The organism is Bacteroidales bacterium, assembly GCA_017521245.1.
Classification (GTDB): Bacteria; Bacteroidota; Bacteroidia; order Bacteroidales; family G3-4614; genus Caccoplasma_A.
This window is the reverse complement of record JAFXDI010000050.1, coordinates 63527-85172: the sequence shown is the minus strand read 5'-3', so window position 1 is coordinate 85172 and position 21646 is coordinate 63527. Positions and strand designations below refer to the sequence as shown.

Here is a 21646-nt window from a genome sequence, read left to right as displayed (position 1 = left end):
TTGGTTAACTTCGCATCATAAAATTAAGAAAAGATGGAAGTTAAAGGAAAAGTAGTAACAGTATTGCCACTACAAAGTGGAACAAGTCAAGCAGGAAATCAATGGAAGAAACAAGAGATTGTAATCGAAACTCACGATCAATTTCCTAAAAAAATATGTCTTACACTATTTGGAGATAGAGTAGATCAATATCCGGTAGCTCAAAACGATGAAATAGTTGCAAGCATAGATATAGAGAGTAGAGAGTATAACGGACGTTGGTACACAAATATTAATGCGTGGAAAATAGAAAAAGCAACAGCAGACGCAGCTCCTGCACCACAACCAGCACCAATGCCAACCTTTGAACCACAATCAGAAGTTGATGAGTTGCCTTTCTAAGGTTTAAAACACGAGATAAAAGTTTGTAATAGATAAACTAAAAAAGCAGAGTCTTATGGCTCTGCTTTTCGTTTAATATATAATTTAAGAATTACTCTTATTTTACTCCACTTACCTCAACAGTGTTGTTTATCTTTGAAACTAAACCTTGAAGAACGTTACCGGGTCCAACCTCAGTGAATGAAGTAGCACCATCGTTAATCATATTCATAACAGATTGAGTCCATCTAACAGGAGCAGTTAGTTGAGCAACCAAGTTTTCTTTGATAATCTCAGGATTAGTTTCTGCTTGAGCTGTAACATTTTGATATATCGGACATTTTGGAGTTTTGAACTCTGCTTTCTCAATAGCGGCAGCAAGTTCTTCTCTTGCAGGCTCCATTAATGGTGAGTGAAATGCACCACCAACTTTAAGTTTAAGAGCACGTTTGGCACCGGCCTCTAAAAGTTTTTGACAAGCAGCATCAATAGCAGGCTCCTCTCCTGAAATAACAATCTGACCGGGACAGTTGTAGTTTGCTGCAACAACAACACCATCTTTAATCTCGGCACAAATCTCTTCAACTGTCTCGTCTGAGAGTTTAAGAACGGCAGCCATAGTAGAGGGTGTCATTTCGCAAGCCTTTTGCATGGCTAAAGCACGTGCGGCAACAAGTTTCAATCCCTCTTCAAACGATAAAGCACCAGCGGCAACCAAAGCCGAGAACTCTCCAAGAGAGTGACCGGCAGTCATATCAGGAGTGAACTCCTCACCCATACTCTTTGCCAATGCAACAGAGTATAAAAAAACAGCAGGTTGAGTAACTTTAGTTTGTCTAAGATCTTCCTCGGTACCATTAAACATAATATCTGCAATATCAAAACCTAATATCTCGTTGGCTTTGTCAAACATTGCTTTAGCCTCGCTATTATTCTCGTAAAGTTCTTTGCCCATACCGGGGAATTGTGATCCCTGTCCGGGAAATACGTATGCTTTCATATAAGATATAATTAGTTTATATAAGAAATTATAACACTTATCTCTATCACTTTACAAAAGTAACCAAAATATGTAACTTCCCCAACTTTTAAAACTCTAATTTTAATCTATATGATGAATTATAGGACATATTAAACGCAAATTCAATTTGTATAAACCGATTAGAAAAGTTATTTTTGCATCAGAAAATGTATTTAAACAAGAACTATGAAGAGAATATTTATAATAGTGTCAGCACTTCTGTATATAGGTATAACACAAGGAGTATCTGCCCAATATGTTGAGAAGTTACCATTCGGTGATATGGAACAGTGGCAAACACGAGTAATAAAAGAGTCGTTTTTGTTGGGAGGTGATACAAAAAAATTGTACGATATTGCCCCCAATGTCGAAATAAAAGGAGCAACTCCATACCGAAGAAACAATATCTCGCCATGGGCATCATCAAATGTATTGGCTGCTCCTGCCGGAATTGTTAAGACAAGTTGCTCAGTAAGACCAGAGAAGAGAGGCAACGGATATTGTGCAAGATTAGAGGTAGTAGAGGAGAGGTGTAAAGCAATAGGAATTGTAAATATAGTAGTGGTTGCATCCGGCTCAGTATTTTTAGGCGGTATGGCAGAGCCTGTAAAAACTGCAAAAGATCCAATGTCAAAGTTAGATCAAGGAATACCATTTACAAAACGCCCCATTGCTCTACAATTTGATTATAAAACAAAACGCGAGAAACAAGTATACAGAGCAACAGGAAGTCCCAAAATCTCAAAATTGGAGGGAACAGATAATGCCGAGGCTATGATGCTCTTGATTCATCGCTGGGAAGATGAAGATGGTAATGTGTTTGCAAAACGTGTAGGAACAGCAATAGAGAAATTTGGAAGCGATGTATTAGAGTGGGTAAACGATTACCAAATACCTGTTCACTATGGCGACATAACAAAAGAGCCATTCTACAAAAGTTATATGGGGTTAATAAATACATCATCTCCTAATCCATACTACACAACCAATAGTAAAGGAAAGATGGTGCCTGTACAAGAGGTAGGATGGGCTGAGCCGGGTGTTGAGCCAACACATATGATTTTAAAAATATCATCAAGTGACTTAGGTCCATACGTTGGAACAGTAGGAAGCGTATTTTGGTTGGATAATGTAGAGTTGGTATATGATAAACAACCATAAACCAAAGAAAATAAACATAGATAAATAAGGGCTGCTGCCCTTATTTTTTTTGTCTATATACTCTTTAAAGAGTATAAATACAGATAGTGAAATAGGAACATTATAATATTATATCCATATTAATGCAATCGTACTATAAAATGTAATTATATTACCATAAATACTTACAACATTATACAAACTATGCTTTAAAAATTAAAAAGTACTACAAAAATATACACAATTAACAATTATTAACTATAATGTAAATAAAATATATAAACAACTATATATATTTGTGGAAGTTTTTCATAGTATTAGATTTAAGGTTAAATTAAGAATGGCAGTCGTTGTGAAACGGCTGCCATTAACTTTATTGATATAAAACCTCGTAAAAAGAGTTATTTAAAGTTCTTGTGGAATTCAATAACTGCCTCAATTCCTTTTCTGAAAATATCTAATCTGAAGTTTTCGTTAGGCGAGTGAATAGCATCGCTCTCCAATCCAAATCCCATAAGAATGGTTTTGATGCCTAAAATCTTCTCAAAGTCGCTAATGATAGGAATACTGCCACCGCGGCGAACTGCAAGAGGTTTCTTTCCGAATGCCTTTTCAAATCCTAATTCGGCAGCCTTGTAAGCAGGGAGAGATATGGGGCAAACATAGCCCTCGCCACCATGCGAAGGAGTAACCTTAACCTCAACACAATCAGGAGCAATAGAGGTAAAATACTCCTCAAACATTTTAGAAATCTTGTTATGCTCTTGGTGAGCAACCAATCGGCACGAAACCTTGGCATACGCCTTTGATGGTAATACGGTTTTACTACCCTCTTGAGTATAACCTCCCCAAATACCGCATACGTCAAATGATGGGCGACAACTATTGCGTTCAAGAGTAGCATAGCCCTTCTCTCCGCGAAGAGCCTTCACTCCGATAGCCTTCTTGTAACTCTCTTCATCAAAAGGTATAGAGGCAATCATATCGCGTTCCTCTTTTGATAGCTCCTCAACATCATCATAAAAACCGGGAATAGTTATTCTGCCATCCTCATCTGTCATTTTAGCAATCATTTCGCACAAGACATTAATAGGATTTGCAACAGCACCGCCAAAGTGACCGGAGTGTAAATCTCTGTTAGGTCCGGTAACTTCCACTTGCCAATAAGCCAAACCACGCAGACCGGTAGTTAGTGAAGGTAGTTCAGCACTCAACATACTTGTATCTGATACTAAAATAATATCAGCCTTTAAAAGCTCCTTATGTTCTTTTAAGAAAGCATTAAGGCTTGGTGAACCAATCTCTTCCTCACCTTCAAAAATAAACTTAATATTATTTTTAAGGAGATTATTTTTTACTACATACTCAAAAGCCTTAACCTGAATCATAGCCTGACCTTTATCATCATCAGCACCGCGAGCCCAAATCCTCTCATCTTTAACAACAGGCTCAAAGGGGTTGCTGTTCCACAATTCCAAAGGTTCAGCAGGCATAACATCGTAATGGGAGTATATAAGAATAGTTTTAGCATTAGCGTCAACAAACTTCTCGGCATATACAAGCGGATTACCAGCCGATGGCATAATCTCTGCTTTATCAGCACCGGCCTCTAAAAGTAAAGTTTTCCATCTCTCGGCACAAGCAATCAAATCTCCCTTATGCTCTTTTTTAGCACTAATACTTGGAATTCTAATCAATGAAAAAAGTTCCTCTAAGAATCTCTCTTCGTTCTCCTTAATATATTTTTTTACCTCCATAATAAAAATAAAATATCAATTCTGTTTTTTTAATATTAGCAAAGATAGTGAAACAGATTTAAAATAAAAATATATTCTTATATATCTCTTGTGTATCTGTAAAAAAAATAAAATTTTTTGATAGAAATAACAATCCATCTCTCTCTATAACAATAAACGCTAAATAAGAGTTATTAAGAATTAAGATAATATAATCAAATAGAAATAAAAAACAAGAATTATGGAAAAGAAAAAGAACAAAACAGTTTCGCAATCAGCTGTAAAGATTGTAGTTGTAGCAGTAATCTCACTATTATTGCTTATACCCTTAGTAATGATTAAAGCACTTATCTCTGACAGGCAGAGTTCAAAATCAGAAGTAGAAAGAGAGATTGAACATGCCTATGGTACTTCTCAAACAATCGCATCACCATATATCTCATCAACTGTAATAGAGGAGGGAACAGGTTCTGAATTAAATAATTGTACTGATTGTGCAAATATCTCTTATGAGACAAAATTAGATGTAAAGAAATTACATCGATCTATATATGACGTAATTGTATATAGCTCCAATACAGATATGAAGGGAGTATTTACAATTGGTAAAGATGTGATGAACGCAAAAAGGAATAGAGTTTTTCTCAAGATTAGAGATTTTAAGGGACTAACGAATATTTCTCAACTTCTCTTTGGAGGAAATACCTATAAAATGATAAAGGAAGGAGAATATTTGGTGGCTGATGTTGAACTCCCCCAAAATATAAAAGAAGGAGATAAAATAGATTTTGCGTTGCAAGTAGCCCTAAATGGAACCGAATCGATAACTTTCTATACAGATGCCGAAGAGACATTAATAAATATCTCGTCTAATTACGAGCATCCCAGTTTTTATGGAGATTTTCTGCCTTTAGAAAGAAGTGTAACATCTGATGGATTTAAAGCATCATGGAGTATCTCAGAGATGAATATACCATTATATGCTGCAGAAGTTGGGGTCTCATTGGTAGATCCTGCAAATTCATATCAAAAAACTATGCGTTCGGCAAAATATGGAATACTTATAATATTGCTTGTATTTGTAGCAAGTTTATTCGTAGAGTTCCTTACTCGCAAAGAGATAAATATTGTTCAATATATAGTTATAGGACTATCGCTTGTTCTTTTCTATTCAATGTTGTTGGCACTCTCTGAGTTTATAAGTTTTGGATATGCCTATTTAATATCGGCTATTATGACCATAGGGGCATTAATTTTCTACTTTAGAGAAATATTAAAGAATAAAAGTGCATATCTATTAGGATTGTTTGTAACGTTAGTTTATATAATGAACTATATATTATTAAGTATGGAAATCTTCTCATTACTTACAGGCTCATTAGTATTGTTTGTCCTATTATGTATGGTAATGTATTTAACGGCAAACCTTAACAAAAGTGAAGGAAACAAAGTAGAGTCAGAGAATAAACTTTAAAATAATAAAGCCCAAGATAAGTTCTTGGGCTTTTTAATGTTCAAAAGATAAAATTACTTATATTTATTTTTTTATATAAATTTAAAATAATAAAGCAATGGCAACTAATTTTAACCAAAACAGTAATAGCAATCATCTTTAAAGAATGTAATTATATCGCTTAAAACGGGGATGTCAAATTGGTGAATTTTTGTGCAACAAAAATCAACGCATTTTAAGGTATTAGCGAAGCAAATAGGATTAACTAAATGTTAATCCGTGCTTTAAAATGGGGAGCACAGTACTCTGTGTGACGGAGGAGAGTCCCGACTGCAAAAAAAAAGACTGCACACGTGCAGTCTTATAGTGACCCCGGAGGCACGCAAGGCATTTGCAACGCAAATAGGATTGACTAAATGTCAATCCGTGCCACAGGGTGGGGAGCACAGTGCTCTGTGCGACGGGGGAGAGTCCCGACAACAAAAAAAGAGCAACCATTTGGTTGCTCTATAAGTGACCCCGGAGATAGGACTCGAATTTTTGTGTAACAAAAATCAACGAACTAACGGAGAAAGTGCGAAGCCTTTCGACCGCTATCTGTTAGTGAGTTAACTTTTCTGAGAGAGTCCCGACTACAAAAAAAGAGCAACCATTTGGTTGCTCTGTAAGTGACCCCGGAGGGACTCGAACCCTCGGCCCAATGATTAAGAGTCATTTGCTCTACCAACTGAGCTACGGAGTCAACTTAATCATCTGTTTGCGGGTGCAAAGGTAACAAGATTGCTCGTAACTCGCAAACAAAAATCAATAAAAATTTATAACTTCTTAATCTAAAATAAATAATTCCGAAGCTTTATCTCGTTTAAGAGTGTGAACATCAACCTCTTCGCCAACTTTGATACCAGCACTTAAAAGAGCATCGGTAGTAGTTCTTAAAGCAAGTTCTGGAGTATTGTTCTCGTTACTTAAGTGGCAAAGGAAAATATTTTTCCAGTTGCATTCAGTAAAACTATCTGCTAAAAAGTTAGCACAAACATTGTTGCAAAGGTGTCCGTTTTCGCCTAAAATTCTACGTTTAAGAAAGTATGAGTATTTTCCATTGCGTAACATCTCGGCATCGTAGTTCGATTCAATAACCAAATGTTTTGCTTGTGTAATAAAACGTTTAACAGTGGGAGTAATTCTTCCAAGATCGGTGGCAAATGCCATACACCAAGAATCTCTCTTAACCAAGAATCCTACATTGTCGTGCCCGTCGTGAGGAACCTCAAAAGGAGTAATCTCAAATCCCGCAAGGTTGAAACTAATCTCTTTAAAAATAAATCTATGAGCAGTATAAATCTTCTCGGTCATTCTCCAGTTTCTGTTCATCCCCTCTAAGGCGGTTTTGGTTACATAGATAGGTTTTCCCATACGTTCTCCCAAATACCCAGCGGCGGCAATATGGTCGGCGTGGTCGTGCGATATACAAACGCCCTTAATCATTGCCATATCAATGCCATGTTCTGCAAGAGATTTCTTTATCCTTCTGGCACTAATACCGGCGTCAATCAGAAAACCCTCTTCATCTGTACCAATATAGTAGCAGTTACCGCTACTTCCACTTGAAAGACTTAAAAATTTAATGCCCATTTCCTTTAAAAAAGAACGGCAACAAAATGCTGCCGTTCCCAAAATATGTTATAAGTTAATCAATTACTTAACAATAACTCTCTCAACTTTGCTGTTGTTGCCGATAGTAACCTTAACAATGTAAATACCGTTGTTAATGTCTATCAATTCATTTCCGTAGCAAACAGTAGAGTTAATCAATGTACCACCCATATTGAATATTTCAACATTAGCAGTCTCGTTGCAGTTGATAACAATAGCACCGCTCTTAGCGAAGATTGTTACCTCATCCATTGTACTCTCCTCAATGCCTGTAGGAGTAATATCTAATGAGTAACTTACGCTTGTCTCTAAGTAATCGCCCCAAGCCTCTTGAGTTGCAGTAACAGTTATTGAACCAACATTCAAGAATGTAACAACACCAGTTGTTGCGTCAATTGTAGCAAACTCTTCGCCGCTTGTAATTGCGTATGTGATAGTACCCTCTGAGTTAGTTGAAGAAGCAGTGTTGGTGAATGTTCCATTGTCAATATCGCTATACTCAACATCAGTTATCTCAAATGCAAGGTCACTGTTTGTTTTTGCTGCAAAGTTTGCAGTGTAAGTAATATCTGCAGTTACGCTTTCTATTGTGTAAACAGCCTCAGTGCTTACATTTGTTCTTCCTTTTTTCCATGCTGAGAATTTGTAACCCTCGTTAGGGACAGCAGTAAGTGTTATTGAAGAACCCTCTTCAACAGCAACTGAAGTTTGTCCTTCTGTTTTAATATATGCTTTTCCGTATGCACTATTATTTGTACTTACTGTTACTGTGTAAACTTTAACGAAGTTAGCAACTAAGTTTGTATTCTCGTTAGCAGTAACAGTGTATGTAGCGTTAGTACTTACAACAGTACCATTATTAGTCCAATTCTTGAACATATATCCGCTATTGGCAACAGCAGTAACAGTAGTTGAAGTGCCTTGAGTGATTGTTGCAGAAGTAGTACCAACTGTACCTATGTATGCACGACCCATAGTGATGTTTGCTGATGCAACATTAACTGTAACTTTAGGTACGGCAAAGTTGATTGTATATGTGTGGTAGTTTCCTGAGTTAACGCTAATGTCACCACCCTTAACAACAACAGTAGCACGATAGTTTGCTGCATCAATACTTGTAGTATAAGTGGCAGAAACACCATCAACAGTAGCAGTTACGTTAGTAGGCATTGTACCGTTAGGCATCTCAACGTCATAATATATATATGTATTCTTGTTGAATCCTGAAAAGTTTACACCATTGAAACTAACTGAGTTTGCTTTTGAGTTGTAAATCATCTCAGCATCATCAACATACAACGCATCGTTTTCATTACCTTCTCCCGGGGTTGCATTTGTTGTGTATGAAACAAGGATGTATGCAGGAGTTTTGTTGCCCTCATAAGTGAAAGGAACAGAAATTCTTTGCCATCCTTTGTCAGAAGTTGCATAGAAGTTGTGTTGTGCTTTTGCAACTATATTGGTATAAGTTGTTGCTTCTGGGTCTTGATAACGAGAGTTCTCGTGAATAATAGCACTTACACGTGCCATTTGCGATGTGTTTTTTGGCACAAACTTTAACCAAGTAACAATAGAGTCGGGTTTACCTGCAAATGAGTGTTTGTATGCTGCATCAGATGAAGGATCTGAGAAGTTGTAGTTTCCACTTGCATCAGTAGCAGACAAACTACCTCCGTAAATTCTACCAGTAGTAAGGTTACCATTGGCAACAACTCCTAAAACTGAAGTTGACCATATTTTTGCAGATTTACTTCCTGCTGTTCCTGGACGAACATCAGTTGAGGGTTCACATTTATCTGCAATAGCACTTGCGAATGTTGAGCTCTTAACTTGAGCAGTAACAAATGAGTTCCATTGAGTAGGCTCATCACCCGATATTGTTCCTCCAAACAATCCAGGTTTCTTTTGGCTTACACCCTCCCAATTCTCAAAACCAGAGTTTGTAAGTTGGTATTGGGCAAAAATTAAATTCGTTGTGAACAAAAACGCTATAATAAGCGAAAAATTGAGTAATAATTTTTTCATAAGATCTATATTTAAAATTTCGGGTGCAAAGATACTCAAAATATTACAGACTACCTAAAAATATAGAAACTTTAACTCTTGTAGTTTGTCTAAACTGTTGGTTGTCAGTATGCAATATAATGTCTCTTGAGGTTGATTTAACAAATAGGAGAATTAAATTTATATTTAAAAATAAATTTTTTAGTGTTAAAAATGTAAACTCTACATTGCAAAATAAAAACTTTGTGCTAAATTTGTAATTTAGAATTGCAGGAAAGTAGCGAAAGAGAGGACTATGTTGCCAATGGAACTGTTTTATAAAACGCATGAGTATCTTGTCGAGCATGTAAATTCGCCCGTCGAGCGAGAGCTTATGCATGAAATCGATTGGAGTCATCGCCTTATAGGAATTAAAGGAAGTCGTGGTGTAGGAAAAACAACGTTCCTCTTAAAATATGCCAAAGAGAAGTTTGGTACATCCCGAGAGTGTCTCTATATAAACCTTAATCACCTCTGCTTTACCGATAAAACATTAGCTCAATTTGCTCAAGAGTTTGCAGCACAAGGGGGTAAAACGTTGTTGATTGACCAAGTATTTAAGTATCCCAACTGGAGTCAGGAGTTAAGATATTGCTACGATAATATACCTCAATTAAATATAGTGTTCACAGGCTCATCGGTAATGAGGTTGAAAGAGGATAACCCCTATCTTGCCGATGTTGTACACTCATATAACCTCAGAGGATTCTCTTTTAGAGAGTATCTTAATCTGTTTACAAATGCCAATATAAAAGCATTAACGCTTGATGAATTGCTTAAGAACCATCAGCAGATTGCCGAGGAGATAACTCGAAAGATAAATCCTTTTGAATATTTTGACGCCTATTTGCAACATGGATTCTATCCATTCTTCTTGGAGAAGCGTAACTTCTCAGAGAATTTGCTCAAGACTATGAATATGATGATGGAGGTAGATATTTTGCTTATTAAGCAGATAGAGCCTGCATATCTAACCAAAATACGCAAACTGCTATATATGTTGGTAAAAGATGCACCGTGCACTCCCAATGTGAGTAAGTTAAGTCAGGCAATATCAACCTCAAGAGCAACTGTTGTAAACTATATTAAATACCTATCGGATGCAAGGTTGATAAATGTGCTGTACGAAGAGGGAGAGTCGTTCCCCAAGAAACCGGCAAAGGTATATATGCACAACCCAAATTTGATGCAGGTAGTGGGAGAAGAGAATCTCAGTTTGCAATCGTTGGCAGAAACATTCTTCTGTAACGCATTGTTTAAAGACCATACCGTAACAAAAGGCGAGAAAGGAGTGCATTTTGTAATAGACGGAGAGTATTCTTTTAAGGTAGGAACAATAAAATACAGAAAAAAAGAGTCAAACATCATTTATGCAGAGGATAATATAATGATAGGTCGAGAAAATGTTGTACCTTTGTGGATGTTTGGACTTCTCTATTAATAAATGAGAGAACAAGAAACTTATATTATAGTAAAAAGACTATATAAATTACTAATACTAAATAATTTAAACGAACATGAAACAAAAGAAAATGTTGACATGTGATGGAAACCAAGCAGCAGCGCACATATCTTATATGTTTAGCGAGGTTGCTGCAATTTACCCCATCACCCCATCATCTCCAATGGCAGAGTATGTTGATGAGTGGGCAGCCGCAGGACGTAAAAATATCTTCGGCGAAGTAGTATCAGTTCAAGAGATGCAATCAGAGGGAGGTGCAGCAGGAACCCTTCATGGTTCACTACAAGCAGGAGCCTTAACTACAACCTATACTGCATCGCAAGGATTGTTGTTGATGATACCTAATATGTACAAAATAGCAGGAGAATTGTTGCCTTGTGTATTCCACGTATCTGCTCGTACATTGGCATCACACGCACTATCAATCTTTGGTGATCACCAAGACGTTATGGCATGTCGCCAAACAGGATTTGCAATGTTGGCTGAGGGTTCAGTTCAAGAGGTTATGGACCTATCAGGAGTAGCACACTTGGCAACAATCAAATCACGCGTACCATTTGTAAACTTCTTTGACGGATTCCGTACATCACACGAGATTCAAAAAATTGAGATGATTGAGGAGTCTGATTTGGTACCATTGTTAGACAAAGAGGCACTTGCAGAGTTCCGCGAAAGAGCATTAAATCCAGAATCTCCTGTAATGCGTGGTATGGCAGAGAACCCTGAGACATTCTTCCAACACCGCGAATCATGTAACCGTTACTATGAGGCAGTACCTGAGATAGTACGCGGATATATGAAAGAGATTTCAAAAATCACAGGACGCAACTACGATCTATTCACATATTACGGAGCAGAAGATGCTGATCGCGTAATCATAGCAATGGGATCAGTAACAGAGGCTGCACGTGAGGCAATTGATTACCTAACAGCAAAAGGCGAGAAGGTAGGTTTGGTAACAGTACACCTATATCGTCCATTCTCAGCAAAAGACTTTATTGCAGCAGTTCCGGCAACAGCAAAACGTATTGCAGTATTAGACCGCACTAAAGAGCCGGGAGCAACAGGAGAGCCTCTATATCTTGACGTAAAAGATTGTTTCTATGGAAAAGAGAACGCTCCCGTTATCGTAGGTGGACGTTATGGATTATCATCAAAAGACACTACTCCTGCACAAATCCTTGCAGTATATGAGAACTTAGCATTACCAATGCCTAAAAACCAATTCACAATAGGTATAAACGATGATGTAAACTACACATCACTACCAGTTGGCGAGGAGATAGCAATGGGCGATGCTGACGCATTTGAAGGAAAATTCTTTGGATTAGGAGCAGACGGAACAGTAGGAGCAAACAAAAACTCAGTAAAAATCATTGGAGAGAACACCGACAAATATTGTCAAGCATACTTCTCATACGACTCTAAAAAGTCAGGAGGATTTACTTGTTCTCACCTACGTTTCGGAGACAAACCAATCCGTTCAACATATTTGGTAAACACTCCAAGTTTTGTAGCATGTCACGTACAAGCATACTTGAAGATGTACGATGTATTGCGTGGAATCCGTCAAAACGGAACATTCCTATTGAATACTATCTGGAACGAAGAGGAGTTGGTAGCAAATATGCCAGCAAACGTAAAACGTACATTAGCACAAAAGAACATCACTCTATATACAATCAATGCAACAAAAATTGCACAAGAGATAGGTTTGGGTAATCGTACCAATACAATCTTGCAATCAGCATTCTTCCGTATAACTGAGGTAATCCCAGTAGATTTGGCAATTGAGCAAATGAAAAAATTCATTGTTAAATCATACGGTAAAAAAGGAGAAGATGTTGTTAATAAAAACTACGCAGCGGTAGATCGCGGAGGTGAGTATGTAAAAGTAGCAGTAGATCCTGCATGGGCAACACTTGCTGATGATGTAAAAGCAGAAAGCAAAGCTCCAGAGTTCTTCCAAAAAGTAGTAGCACCAATCAATGCACAATTAGGAGATGATCTACCAGTATCAACATTTGTTGGATTAGAGGATGGAACATGGCCAGCAGGAACAGCAAAATACGAAAAACGCGGAGTATCAGCATTTGTTCCTGAGTGGACAGCGGAAAACTGTATCCAATGTAACAAATGTGCATACGTTTGTCCTCACGCTTCAATACGTCCATTCGTATTAACAGCCGATGAGCAAGCAGGAAAAGAGTTCAAAACAATCAAAGCAGTAGGAAAATCATTCGAGGGAATGACATTCCGTATGCAAGTAGATGTAATGGACTGCTTAGGATGTTCAAACTGTGTTGACGTATGTCCTGGAAACAAAAACGGAAAAGCACTTGCAATGAAACCATTGCAAACTCAATTGGCAGAGGCAGAGAACTGGGATTACTGCGTAGAGAACGTATCATCAAAACAAGCACTTGTTGATGTTAAAGCAAACGTTAAGAACTCACAATTTGCAACACCATTGTTTGAGTTCTCAGGAGCATGTTCAGGTTGTGGTGAAACTCCATACGTAAAACTAATCACACAACTATTTGGTGAACGTCAAATGGTAGCAAATGCAACAGGATGTTCATCAATCTATTCAGGCTCAATTCCTTCAACTCCATATACAACTGCTAAAAACGGACGTGGACCAGCATGGGCAAACTCTCTATTCGAGGACTTCTGTGAGTTCGGATTAGGAATGTTCATAGCAGTAGATAAGATGCGTGTACGTTTGGCAGAGTTGATGACAAAAGCACAAGATTGCGATAAATGTCCAGCAGAACTTAAAGCACTATTTGCTGAGTGGGTTGAGAATAAAGAGAATGCCGATAAGACAGTAGAGTTAGAGGCACAAATCACTCCACTTGTAAAAGCAAATGTTGATGCTTGTCCATGTTGTAAAGAGATAGAGCCATTGTGCAAATTTATCATCAAGAAATCACAATGGATTATTGGAGGTGACGGAGCATCATACGATATTGGCTTTGGAGGATTAGACCATGTATTAGCATCTGGTAAGAATGTAAATATCTTGGTACTTGATACAGAGGTTTACTCAAACACAGGAGGTCAAGCATCAAAATCAACACCAGTTGGAGCGATAGCAAAATTTGCTGCCGCAGGAAAACGCATCCGTAAAAAAGACCTTGGATTGATAGCATCAACATACGGATATGTATATTGCGCACAAATAGCAATGGGAGCCGACCAAGCACAAGCACTAAAAGCAATTCGCGAGGCAGAGGCATACGATGGACCATCAATCATCATTGCTTACGCACCATGTATCAACCACGGAATTAAGAAAGGAATGGGAACAGCACAAGCAGAGCAAGCAGCCGCAGTTGAATGTGGATACTGGCACTTGTGGCGTTACAACCCACAATTAGAAGAAGAGGGCAAAAACCCATTCTCTTTGGATAGCAAAGAGCCACAATGGGATAAATTCCAAGACTTCTTAAAAGGCGAAGTACGTTTCGCATCATTGTGGAAACAATTCCCCGACCAAGCAGCAGAGTTGTTTGAGGCAGCACAAGCAAACGCAACATGGCGTTACAACAACTACAAACGCTTGTCGAAACAACAATGGGGCGTTGATGCAGAGTAAAAGAGTTGTTAGTTTTTAGTTTTCGGCTTCGCCGCCCCTACGGGGTAGTTGTTAGCTGAATAAAACATAATAATCAATGTGGGAGGTTGTTTGGTAGAGCAACCTCCTACTATTTTAATCGTACCCAAAATTTTGCAAAACTATAATAAATGCGTAAATTCGCATCTGTTAGAGAATAAGAATATATTTATTATATAAGATAATTCCTAATTCCTAATTGTGGCGTTAGCCACTCTCATTTCTAATTGAGAAAGAGGCCTCGTAGCTTAGCTGAATAGAGCGTCAGATTCCGGTTCTGAAGGTCAAGGGTTTGAATCCCTTCGAGGTCACATTATAAAAAATAGATAGTAATTAGTAGTGAGTAGATAGTAGTTACCATAAAATGTCTGTCACGTCCGCAAGAGCGTAGTTTGAAGGAGGAGAAACTAACTAATTAGTCCAATTAGACTAATAAGACTAATTGGTCTGATAATCAACTAACAACTAAAGTAATTATGAATGTAAAAATAGAAGAGAGTTGGCAACAACGCTTGCAAGAAGAGTTTGATAAGCCTTACTTTGAGATATTGACCAACTTTGTGCGTAACGAGTATGCCACAAATACCATATATCCCCCAGCAAAGTTGATATTCAATGCCTTTGACTCGTGCCCTTTTGATAAGGTAAAGGTGGTAATTTTGGGGCAAGATCCATATCATGAGCCGGGGCAAGCTCATGGGTTGTGTTTCTCGGTAAACGATGGAGTAATGTTTCCTCCATCACTACGCAATATCTTTAAAGAGATAGAGGGAGACTTAGGCATACCTCAACCACAAAGCGGAAATCTGCAACGATGGGCAGAGCAAGGAGTGTTGTTATTGAATGCCACCTTAACCGTAAGAGCGCAACAGGCAGGCTCGCACCAAAACAAAGGGTGGGAAGAGTTTACCGATGCAGTGATAAACAAGTTGGCAACCGAGCGAGATAACTTGGTATTTATTCTTTGGGGCTCGTATGCACAGCAAAAAGGAAAATACATTGACCGCAAACGACACTTGGTATTAACATCGGTGCATCCCTCGCCACTGTCGGCACATCGCGGATTTTTTGGTAATAAGCACTTTAGTAAAGCCAACACATATCTAAAAAACAACGGAATAGAACCTATAAATTGGTAGATTATGAAAGAAAAAATAGACTTAGAGGCAAGAGCAGAGTTAGCACGTAACCTATTTAAAAGCGGGTATAACTGTTCGCAATCAGTATTTATGGCGTATGCCGACGTATATAATATAGATAAAGATTTTGCTGCACGACTTGCTGCTCCTCTTGGTGGCGGAATGGGCAGACTGCGTGAGGTGTGCGGAGCCGTAAGTGGAGCATTCCTTGTGGCAGGGCAGGAGTTCTCAGCAGAAAATCCCAAAGACAGAGAAGCCAAAACACAAAACTACGCAGTAGTACAAGAACTTGCAGAGCAGTTTAAAAAAGAGAATGGTTCAATAATATGTCGTGAACTCTTGGGGCTAACCCCCGATGTAAAAGAGACACATGTGCCATCGGAACGCACTGCCGAATATTACAAACGCCGCCCCTGTGCCGAGTATGTAGCAATAGCCGCAAGAGTAGTAGGGGAGAGAATAAACAAGAACCGAGAATAATTTCTCGGTTTCTATTTGTAGGTACTTTGCTATTTTCTCCTTTATGTAATCTAATAACTAACAACTACCACGTAGGGGCAACGTAGTTGACAACTAACAACTTATCTGTCTGAAAGACATCTTCCTGTTCCAATTAAGCGGTCGTAACGTTCGCCAGGAACACGATGGTAAACATTTACTCTATACTCATTTTGAGTCTCATACTTGTTGCCTTCAATAACAGATGCTTTACCAATGCTTTCTCCTTTGGGTACGAATAGGTATTGGTAGTTATATGCTCCCTGTTTTAAGAGCATAAATTTCTCAAACATCCCTGTTTGAGGATTGCGTAGCATGCGGTTGTTGTCGCTAAAACGATATTCGCTTAACTCTCCGTCAATATAAATGTCACCTTCAGGGAGTAGCATCTCGCTTGCATCAAGTGTGAAGTGTACAACAAAATAGTCTGCCTGAATATGACTATCCTCTTCAAAATCTGTTTCGCGAATAACGTAACGTCCGTGCTGAGTCTCATCGTAAGAGTAAACCCGGCTCTCTCTCGGATAGTCACGCTCTAATATGGCGTGATAGTAGGGATCGTAATGGGTAAGCACATCAACTCCCATACCCTTATATTCGGTGCTGACCATCTCAAAACGGCGATACTCATTTCCTGCATCAAAAATCAAATCTTTGTTATGCTCATAAACAATCTCATCTTTATTAAAATATTGAGGTGATTGAACAAATGCCATATTGTCGAGGCGATTGTTCTGCATAACATATATTTTTAAGTCGTTAACAGGGTTTACAATATTGTAGTCGCTTCGGTCAATCCTGAACGATACCTGTTGGAAGTTATCGGCAAACCCTTTATCTGTTCTTGAACTTGCCGAGCAGTTTACCTTGACAGCCTCTTCGCTTACCATAAAACAGGCATAAAGAATAGGTCGTTCCCTTTGGTTTTGTGGATATACCACAACGGCATAATTGCCAGATACCTTAAACTGAATATCATCGTTTGGAAGGGTAATGTTGTAGTTTACATAGTTTTGAAAAGTGTTAAATGATAAATCCCAATCATAAACCTCTTGAATATCAAAACCATCGATATACTCAATGGTTGATAGCATAGAGGGTTGCCAGTTTGCATTACAGTGAACAATACTGTAACTCAAATCCTGATGTTCATCCTCAAACAAATCAAACGAAATGTTTATAAAATCATCAGAGTTAAGGCGTATAACGGTAGGGTACATAAACCCGTTGCCCGATTCAACTTTAAGAGAGTGAACCCTGCTGTCTAAACTTGCAGTTCTGTATGGTTTGTTTTGAGCAACTGCAATGTTACAAACAATCCAAAAACTAAATATTATATATAAATATCTCATTACTTTTTATTAAACTAACAAAGTTGCGAGTAAGCGAATACATTACCAAACTTGTTTGAGTATTGTTGAGCGAGAGCAAGTTCAACAAGCGAATGCTTGTTAACTAACAACTAACAATTCCCTTACCATTTTACCATAACCGAAGCACCAATAATATCGCCCGGGATTGGTGGTTTAACTTTTACTATTTCAACCTCTCCGCCCTCTGTTAAGGGGAAGTTTGCTTTAATAGCGTTCATTATTCTATACACAACACACTCCAATAAGTTTGATGGTGTACTCATTTCGCACTTAACAACGTCGTAAATGTCGGCATAGTTTATGGTGTCGCTAACCGAGTCGCTTTCGGCAGCTTTCGATATATCAAATTTAACTTTAACTCTTACAATGTAGTCGTTGCCAACTCTTCTCTCTTGCTTATCAACACCGTGGTAAGCGTGAATCTTAATCTCTTTAAGTTCTATATAACTCTCCATAGTCAGTAATTATCAATCACTCTCACAAATTTAGTAAATAAATCCAAACTGTCAACTATTCTATATATATATTAAGGTATATATTTTATCTTTTTGATAAACAAAAGAGTTAAAGGTTTAAGATAGAGCTCCCCTCTTTGCTCTTATAGATGTCAAAATGTACATAAAACGACTAATAAATTATCATAATGATATATCAAACCCTCCTTTTGATAGAAAACCGATTTTGCACATTCTAAATAAAATGAGCAAATAAACCCTTGTTTGTAAATCGCAAATGAGCGAAAATCAATTAATTACAAGATTAAAGATTTTTTTCTTTAATTATTATATATAATATAACAAAAAGTTGTACCTTTGCACTTGGTAAAAAATCCGTTGTAGAAAATGGCAGATTTAGTAAAAATAAAAAGAGGATTGGATATCCCATTGGTTGGAGAGGCAGAGAAAATCATACAAGAGGCACCTAAAGCCGAAATGTATGCAGTTGTCCCTGACGACTTTCATGGAGTAGTTCCAAAAATATTGGTAAAGAGTGGTGACGCAGTAAAGGCGGGAACACCACTTATGTGCGACAAAAATCGCCCTGAGGTTAACTTTGTATCGCCTGTTAGTGGAACAGTTGAGGCAGTAAATCGTGGCGAGCGTCGTAAAGTGTTAGAAATAGTAGTAAAATCAGATGGTAAGTTTGAGAGTGTAGAGTTTGAGAAACTTGATGCAAAGAAAATGGATGCACAAGTAATTAAAGCAACTCTATTGCAAAGCGGACTCTTCGCATTTATCAAACAACGTCCTTACGATGTAATTGCAAATCCCGAGATAGCACCTCGCGATATATTTGTAACAGCATTCGATTCGGCTCCATTAGCACCCGAGTTTGAATTTGTTGCAAAAGGTGAGGAGGCTGTTCTGCAAGCAGGAGTTGATGTGCTTTCAAAACTAACAAACGGAAAGGTATATGTTGGTGTAAATGCAACAAGTCAACTAAAACTTAATGGATGCGAGGTAGTGAAGTTCCAAGGCGCTCACCCGGCAGGAAACGTTGGAGTACAAATTGCAAACATTGCACCAGTAAGCAAAGGCGAGGTAGTTTGGACAATCTCTGCATTTGATTTGCTTTTGATTGGACGTCTGTTCACAACAGGCAAACTCGATTTTACTCGCATTATTACCCTTGCTGGTTCAGAGGTTGAGGCTCCTAAATATGTTAAAACTATAATGGGAGCATCAATAGCGTCAGTAATCACTGGTAACGTCAAGAAAGCAGACCACAACCAACGTATAATTTCAGGAAACGTACTTACAGGAACAAAAGTTTCTGCATCAAATTATTTACGTGCATACTCATCACAAGTAACCATTATCCCTGAGGGAGATGATTGCAACGAGTTTGTTGGATGGGCAACACCGGGATGCGGAAAATTCAGCGTAAGCCGTACATTTGGTTCATGGTTGTTTGGAAAGAGCAAAAAGTATAACATTGATGCACGTCTTCGCGGTGGAGAGCGTGGAATAATAATGTCGGGCGAGTATGATAGTGTATTCCCAATGGATATACTGCCCGAGTTCTTGGTAAAAGCAGTAATAGCATTCGATATAGATAAGATGGAGAATCTTGGAATCTACGAGGTTGCTCCCGAAGATTTTGCTCTATGTGAGTTTGTTGATACTTCAAAACTCCCATTGCAACAAATAATTCGTAACGGATTGGATGCTCTAATGAAAGAGATGAACTAATAAGGAAAATTATTTGCACAGAGTATGGAGAAATTAAGAAAATATATCGACAAGATTAAACCAAATTTCGAGCCGGGCGGAAAATATGCAAAACTTCGCTCAGTGTTCGAAGGGTTTGAGACATTCCTGTTTGTACCAAACACAACATCAAAATCAGGAGTGCATATTCACGACTCAATCGATAGCAAGAGAACAATGACAGTTGTTATTCTTGCTTTAATACCAGCGCTATTGTTTGGTATGTATAATGTTGGATACCAACACTATTTGGCAATAGGAGAGTTAGCGTCAACAAGTTTCCTTACAATCTTCTTGTATGGATTCTTGGCAGTTTTGCCTAAAATTGTGGTATCGTATGTAGTAGGATTGGGAATAGAGTTTATCTCGGCTCAAATTCGTGGACACGAGATACAAGAGGGATTCTTGGTGTCTGGAATGCTGATACCAATGATTGTTCCAGTAGATACCCCATTGTGGATGATTGCAGTAGCAACAGCGTTTGCTGTAATATTCGCAAAAGAGATATTCGGAGGAACAGGTATGAATATCTTTAACGTTGCACTTATAACACGTGCATTCTTGTTCTTTGCATACCCTTCAAAAATGTCGGGAGATAGCGTATTTGTTCGCACCTCTGATACATTTGGAATGGGAGCAGGAAACGTAGTTGAGGGATTCTCAGGAGCAACACCTCTTGGTCAATTGGCAACTCAAACGTCTGAAAATATAACCTTGACAACAACAGTAGGAGAGCCTATTTCAACATGGGATATGTTCTTAGGATTAATACCCGGTTCAATTGGAGAGACTTCAACACTTGCAATTCTAATTGGTGCCGCAATATTGTTGTTCACTGGAATAGCAAGTTGGAGAATTATGTTGTCAGTATTTGTTGGAGGAATTTCAATGGCATTATTGGCAAATGCATTTGCATCTCCAACATATCCAGGTTCGTTCCTAACACCATTTGATCACATCTGTTTGGGAGGCTTTGCCTTTGCTGCAGTATTTATGGCAACCGACCCTGTAACAGGAGCAAGAACAAATGTTGGAAAATATATCTACGGATTCTTAATTGGTGCAATAACAATCATTATTCGTCTATACAACAATGGTTACCCCGAAGGTGCAATGTTGGCAGTACTATTGATGAACGTATTTGCGCCACTAATTGACTACTTTGTTGTTGAGAGCAATGTTAAACGCCGTTTAAAACGAGCAAAGAAAGGAGGAGCTACAAATGAATAAGCAATCAAACGTATATACAGTTATATATGCCTCTGTAATGGTAATAGTGGTTGCAGCAGTGTTGGCCTTTGTTGCAATGAGTCTTGCCCCAAAACAAGAGGAGAATATTCAAGTTGATAAGATGAAGCAAATCCTCTCGTCAATTGGAGTAGAAACAACAGCCAATAATGTTCAGGCAGAATATAAAAAATATATTACATCATCGTTTGTTTTAAACTCAAACGGAGATAAGGTAGAGGGCGAAGCATTTAATATAAATGTAGCAGCGCAAGTAAAACTGCCCGATGCTGAACGTAAATTACCCGTATTTGTAGCGCAAGTTGATGGTAATGCAACAAAATACATTATTCCAATGTATGGTGCAGGATTGTGGGGGCCAATATGGGGATATATCTCATTGGATGAAAACGGAAGCACTGTATATGGAGCATACTTTGCACATCAAGGAGAGACACCGGGATTAGGTGCTGAGATTGATAAACCTGCATTCTGTAACCAATTTATAGGTAAAAACTTTTTCAAAGACGGAGAGTTTAAATCGATAAAAGTTGAGAAGGTTGGTCAAAAACCTATGAACGGAGCAGACTATGTAGATGCAATTACAGGTGGAACAATCACAAGTCAAGGAGTATCGGCAATGATTGGAAACTCGTTTGCACCTTATGAGACATTCTTCAAATCATTAACAAATAATCAGGGAGAATAAGAG

General features: G+C 38.1%; 16 protein-coding genes and 2 tRNA genes. 11 read left to right on the top strand and 7 right to left on the bottom strand.

Going from position 1 to position 21646, the window contains the following annotated elements; genetic code table 11:
• The first annotated feature begins 33 nt into the window (after positions 1–33).
• Positions 34–381 carry a DUF3127 domain-containing protein gene (locus IKK64_07880; protein ID MBR4119976.1) on the top strand — a complete coding sequence of 116 codons (348 nt, stop codon included), beginning with the start codon at positions 34–36 and terminating at the stop codon, positions 379–381.
• A 97-nt stretch (positions 382–478) separates the two neighbouring features.
• Here IKK64_07880 and fabD read toward each other — a convergent pair whose 3' ends face one another.
• Positions 479–1360, bottom strand: a complete 882-nt coding sequence (fabD, locus tag IKK64_07875; GenBank protein ID MBR4119975.1) for an ACP S-malonyltransferase — start codon at positions 1358–1360, stop codon at positions 479–481.
• Between the two features lie 207 nt (positions 1361–1567).
• Between fabD and IKK64_07870 the strand changes: the two genes are divergently transcribed.
• The gene (locus tag IKK64_07870; GenBank protein MBR4119974.1) at positions 1568–2542 is read left to right on the top strand and encodes a PCMD domain-containing protein; all 975 of its coding nucleotides are present in this window, start codon (positions 1568–1570) and stop codon (positions 2540–2542) included.
• A gap of 380 nt (positions 2543–2922) precedes the next feature.
• Here the strand turns inward: IKK64_07870 and IKK64_07865 are convergent, their stop codons facing one another.
• Complete coding sequence (locus IKK64_07865) at positions 2923–4278, bottom strand: dipeptidase (GenBank protein ID MBR4119973.1); 1356 nt, start codon at positions 4276–4278, stop codon at positions 2923–2925.
• Positions 4279–4498: 220 nt separating this feature from the next.
• Here IKK64_07865 and IKK64_07860 point away from each other — a divergent pair, with 220 nt between their 5' ends.
• Positions 4499–5731 carry a cell envelope integrity protein CreD gene (locus tag IKK64_07860; GenBank protein MBR4119972.1) on the top strand — a complete coding sequence of 411 codons (1233 nt, stop codon included), beginning with the start codon at positions 4499–4501 and terminating at the stop codon, positions 5729–5731.
• A gap of 648 nt (positions 5732–6379) precedes the next feature.
• Here the strand turns inward: IKK64_07860 and IKK64_07855 are convergent.
• The 3 genes from IKK64_07855 to IKK64_07845 all read right to left on the bottom strand — a co-directional run bounded on the left by IKK64_07855 (position 6380) and on the right by IKK64_07845 (position 9388).
• Positions 6380–6452: transfer RNA gene (locus tag IKK64_07855), tRNA-Lys, on the bottom strand.
• An 83-nt stretch (positions 6453–6535) separates the two neighbouring features.
• On the bottom strand, positions 6536–7342 hold the full coding sequence (locus IKK64_07850; GenBank protein ID MBR4119971.1) for an MBL fold metallo-hydrolase: 807 nt from the start codon (positions 7340–7342) through the stop codon (positions 6536–6538).
• Positions 7343–7405: 63 nt separating this feature from the next.
• Complete coding sequence (locus IKK64_07845) at positions 7406–9388, bottom strand: T9SS type A sorting domain-containing protein (protein MBR4119970.1); 1983 nt, start codon at positions 9386–9388, stop codon at positions 7406–7408.
• Between the two features lie 283 nt (positions 9389–9671).
• On the opposite strand from IKK64_07845, the gene IKK64_07840 reads away from it, so the two are divergent.
• The 5 genes from IKK64_07840 (at position 9672) to IKK64_07820 (ending at position 16106) form a co-directional block, all read left to right on the top strand.
• The gene (locus IKK64_07840; protein ID MBR4119969.1) at positions 9672–10847 is read left to right on the top strand and encodes an ATP-binding protein; all 1176 of its coding nucleotides are present in this window, start codon (positions 9672–9674) and stop codon (positions 10845–10847) included.
• A gap of 76 nt (positions 10848–10923) precedes the next feature.
• A complete protein-coding gene (gene nifJ, locus IKK64_07835; GenBank protein MBR4119968.1) occupies positions 10924–14469 on the top strand; it encodes a pyruvate:ferredoxin (flavodoxin) oxidoreductase in 3546 nt (1181 codons plus the stop codon).
• 255 nt (positions 14470–14724) lie between these two features.
• Positions 14725–14798: transfer RNA gene (locus IKK64_07830), tRNA-Arg, on the top strand.
• 165 nt (positions 14799–14963) lie between these two features.
• A complete protein-coding gene (ung, locus tag IKK64_07825; protein MBR4119967.1) occupies positions 14964–15626 on the top strand; it encodes a uracil-DNA glycosylase in 663 nt (220 codons plus the stop codon).
• A gap of 3 nt (positions 15627–15629) precedes the next feature.
• The gene (locus tag IKK64_07820; GenBank protein MBR4119966.1) at positions 15630–16106 is read left to right on the top strand and encodes a C_GCAxxG_C_C family protein; all 477 of its coding nucleotides are present in this window, start codon (positions 15630–15632) and stop codon (positions 16104–16106) included.
• A 101-nt stretch (positions 16107–16207) separates the two neighbouring features.
• On the opposite strand, the gene IKK64_07815 is transcribed toward IKK64_07820, so the two are convergent.
• Together IKK64_07815 and folB are read right to left on the bottom strand one after the other, a co-directional pair.
• Complete coding sequence (locus IKK64_07815) at positions 16208–17476, bottom strand: DUF5103 domain-containing protein (protein MBR4119965.1); 1269 nt, start codon at positions 17474–17476, stop codon at positions 16208–16210.
• 122 nt (positions 17477–17598) lie between these two features.
• Positions 17599–17952: a dihydroneopterin aldolase gene (folB, locus tag IKK64_07810; GenBank protein MBR4119964.1), complete on the bottom strand. Its 354-nt coding sequence runs from the start codon at positions 17950–17952 to the stop codon at positions 17599–17601.
• A gap of 387 nt (positions 17953–18339) precedes the next feature.
• On the opposite strand from folB, the gene IKK64_07805 reads away from it, so the two are divergent.
• Genes IKK64_07805 through nqrC form a run of 3 tightly spaced genes read left to right on the top strand, consistent with a single transcriptional unit; the run spans position 18340 to position 21643 of the window.
• The gene (locus tag IKK64_07805) at positions 18340–19689 is read left to right on the top strand and encodes a Na(+)-translocating NADH-quinone reductase subunit A (GenBank protein ID MBR4119963.1); all 1350 of its coding nucleotides are present in this window, start codon (positions 18340–18342) and stop codon (positions 19687–19689) included.
• Positions 19690–19713: 24 nt separating this feature from the next.
• On the top strand, positions 19714–20937 hold the full coding sequence (locus tag IKK64_07800; protein MBR4119962.1) for an NADH:ubiquinone reductase (Na(+)-transporting) subunit B: 1224 nt from the start codon (positions 19714–19716) through the stop codon (positions 20935–20937).
• On the top strand, positions 20930–21643 hold the full coding sequence (nqrC, locus tag IKK64_07795; GenBank protein MBR4119961.1) for an NADH:ubiquinone reductase (Na(+)-transporting) subunit C: 714 nt from the start codon (positions 20930–20932) through the stop codon (positions 21641–21643). The genes IKK64_07800 and nqrC overlap by 8 nt, the downstream gene beginning before the upstream one ends.
• Positions 21644–21646 lie beyond the last annotated feature (3 nt).

Coding starts and splice junctions, on each gene's coding strand:
- IKK64_07880 (MBR4119976.1), top strand. CDS start 34: ATGGAAGTTAAAGGAAAAGTAGTAACAGTATTGCCACTACAAAGTGGA.
- fabD (MBR4119975.1), bottom strand. CDS start 1,360: ATGAAAGCATACGTATTTCCCGGACAGGGATCACAATTCCCCGGTATG.
- IKK64_07870 (MBR4119974.1), top strand. CDS start 1,568: ATGAAGAGAATATTTATAATAGTGTCAGCACTTCTGTATATAGGTATA.
- IKK64_07865 (MBR4119973.1), bottom strand. CDS start 4,278: ATGGAGGTAAAAAAATATATTAAGGAGAACGAAGAGAGATTCTTAGAG.
- IKK64_07860 (MBR4119972.1), top strand. CDS start 4,499: ATGGAAAAGAAAAAGAACAAAACAGTTTCGCAATCAGCTGTAAAGATT.
- IKK64_07850 (MBR4119971.1), bottom strand. CDS start 7,342: ATGGGCATTAAATTTTTAAGTCTTTCAAGTGGAAGTAGCGGTAACTGC.
- IKK64_07845 (MBR4119970.1), bottom strand. CDS start 9,388: ATGAAAAAATTATTACTCAATTTTTCGCTTATTATAGCGTTTTTGTTC.
- IKK64_07840 (MBR4119969.1), top strand. CDS start 9,672: ATGGAACTGTTTTATAAAACGCATGAGTATCTTGTCGAGCATGTAAAT.
- nifJ (MBR4119968.1), top strand. CDS start 10,924: ATGAAACAAAAGAAAATGTTGACATGTGATGGAAACCAAGCAGCAGCG.
- ung (MBR4119967.1), top strand. CDS start 14,964: ATGAATGTAAAAATAGAAGAGAGTTGGCAACAACGCTTGCAAGAAGAG.
- IKK64_07820 (MBR4119966.1), top strand. CDS start 15,630: ATGAAAGAAAAAATAGACTTAGAGGCAAGAGCAGAGTTAGCACGTAAC.
- IKK64_07815 (MBR4119965.1), bottom strand. CDS start 17,476: ATGAGATATTTATATATAATATTTAGTTTTTGGATTGTTTGTAACATT.
- folB (MBR4119964.1), bottom strand. CDS start 17,952: ATGGAGAGTTATATAGAACTTAAAGAGATTAAGATTCACGCTTACCAC.
- IKK64_07805 (MBR4119963.1), top strand. CDS start 18,340: ATGGCAGATTTAGTAAAAATAAAAAGAGGATTGGATATCCCATTGGTT.
- IKK64_07800 (MBR4119962.1), top strand. CDS start 19,714: ATGGAGAAATTAAGAAAATATATCGACAAGATTAAACCAAATTTCGAG.
- nqrC (MBR4119961.1), top strand. CDS start 20,930: ATGAATAAGCAATCAAACGTATATACAGTTATATATGCCTCTGTAATG.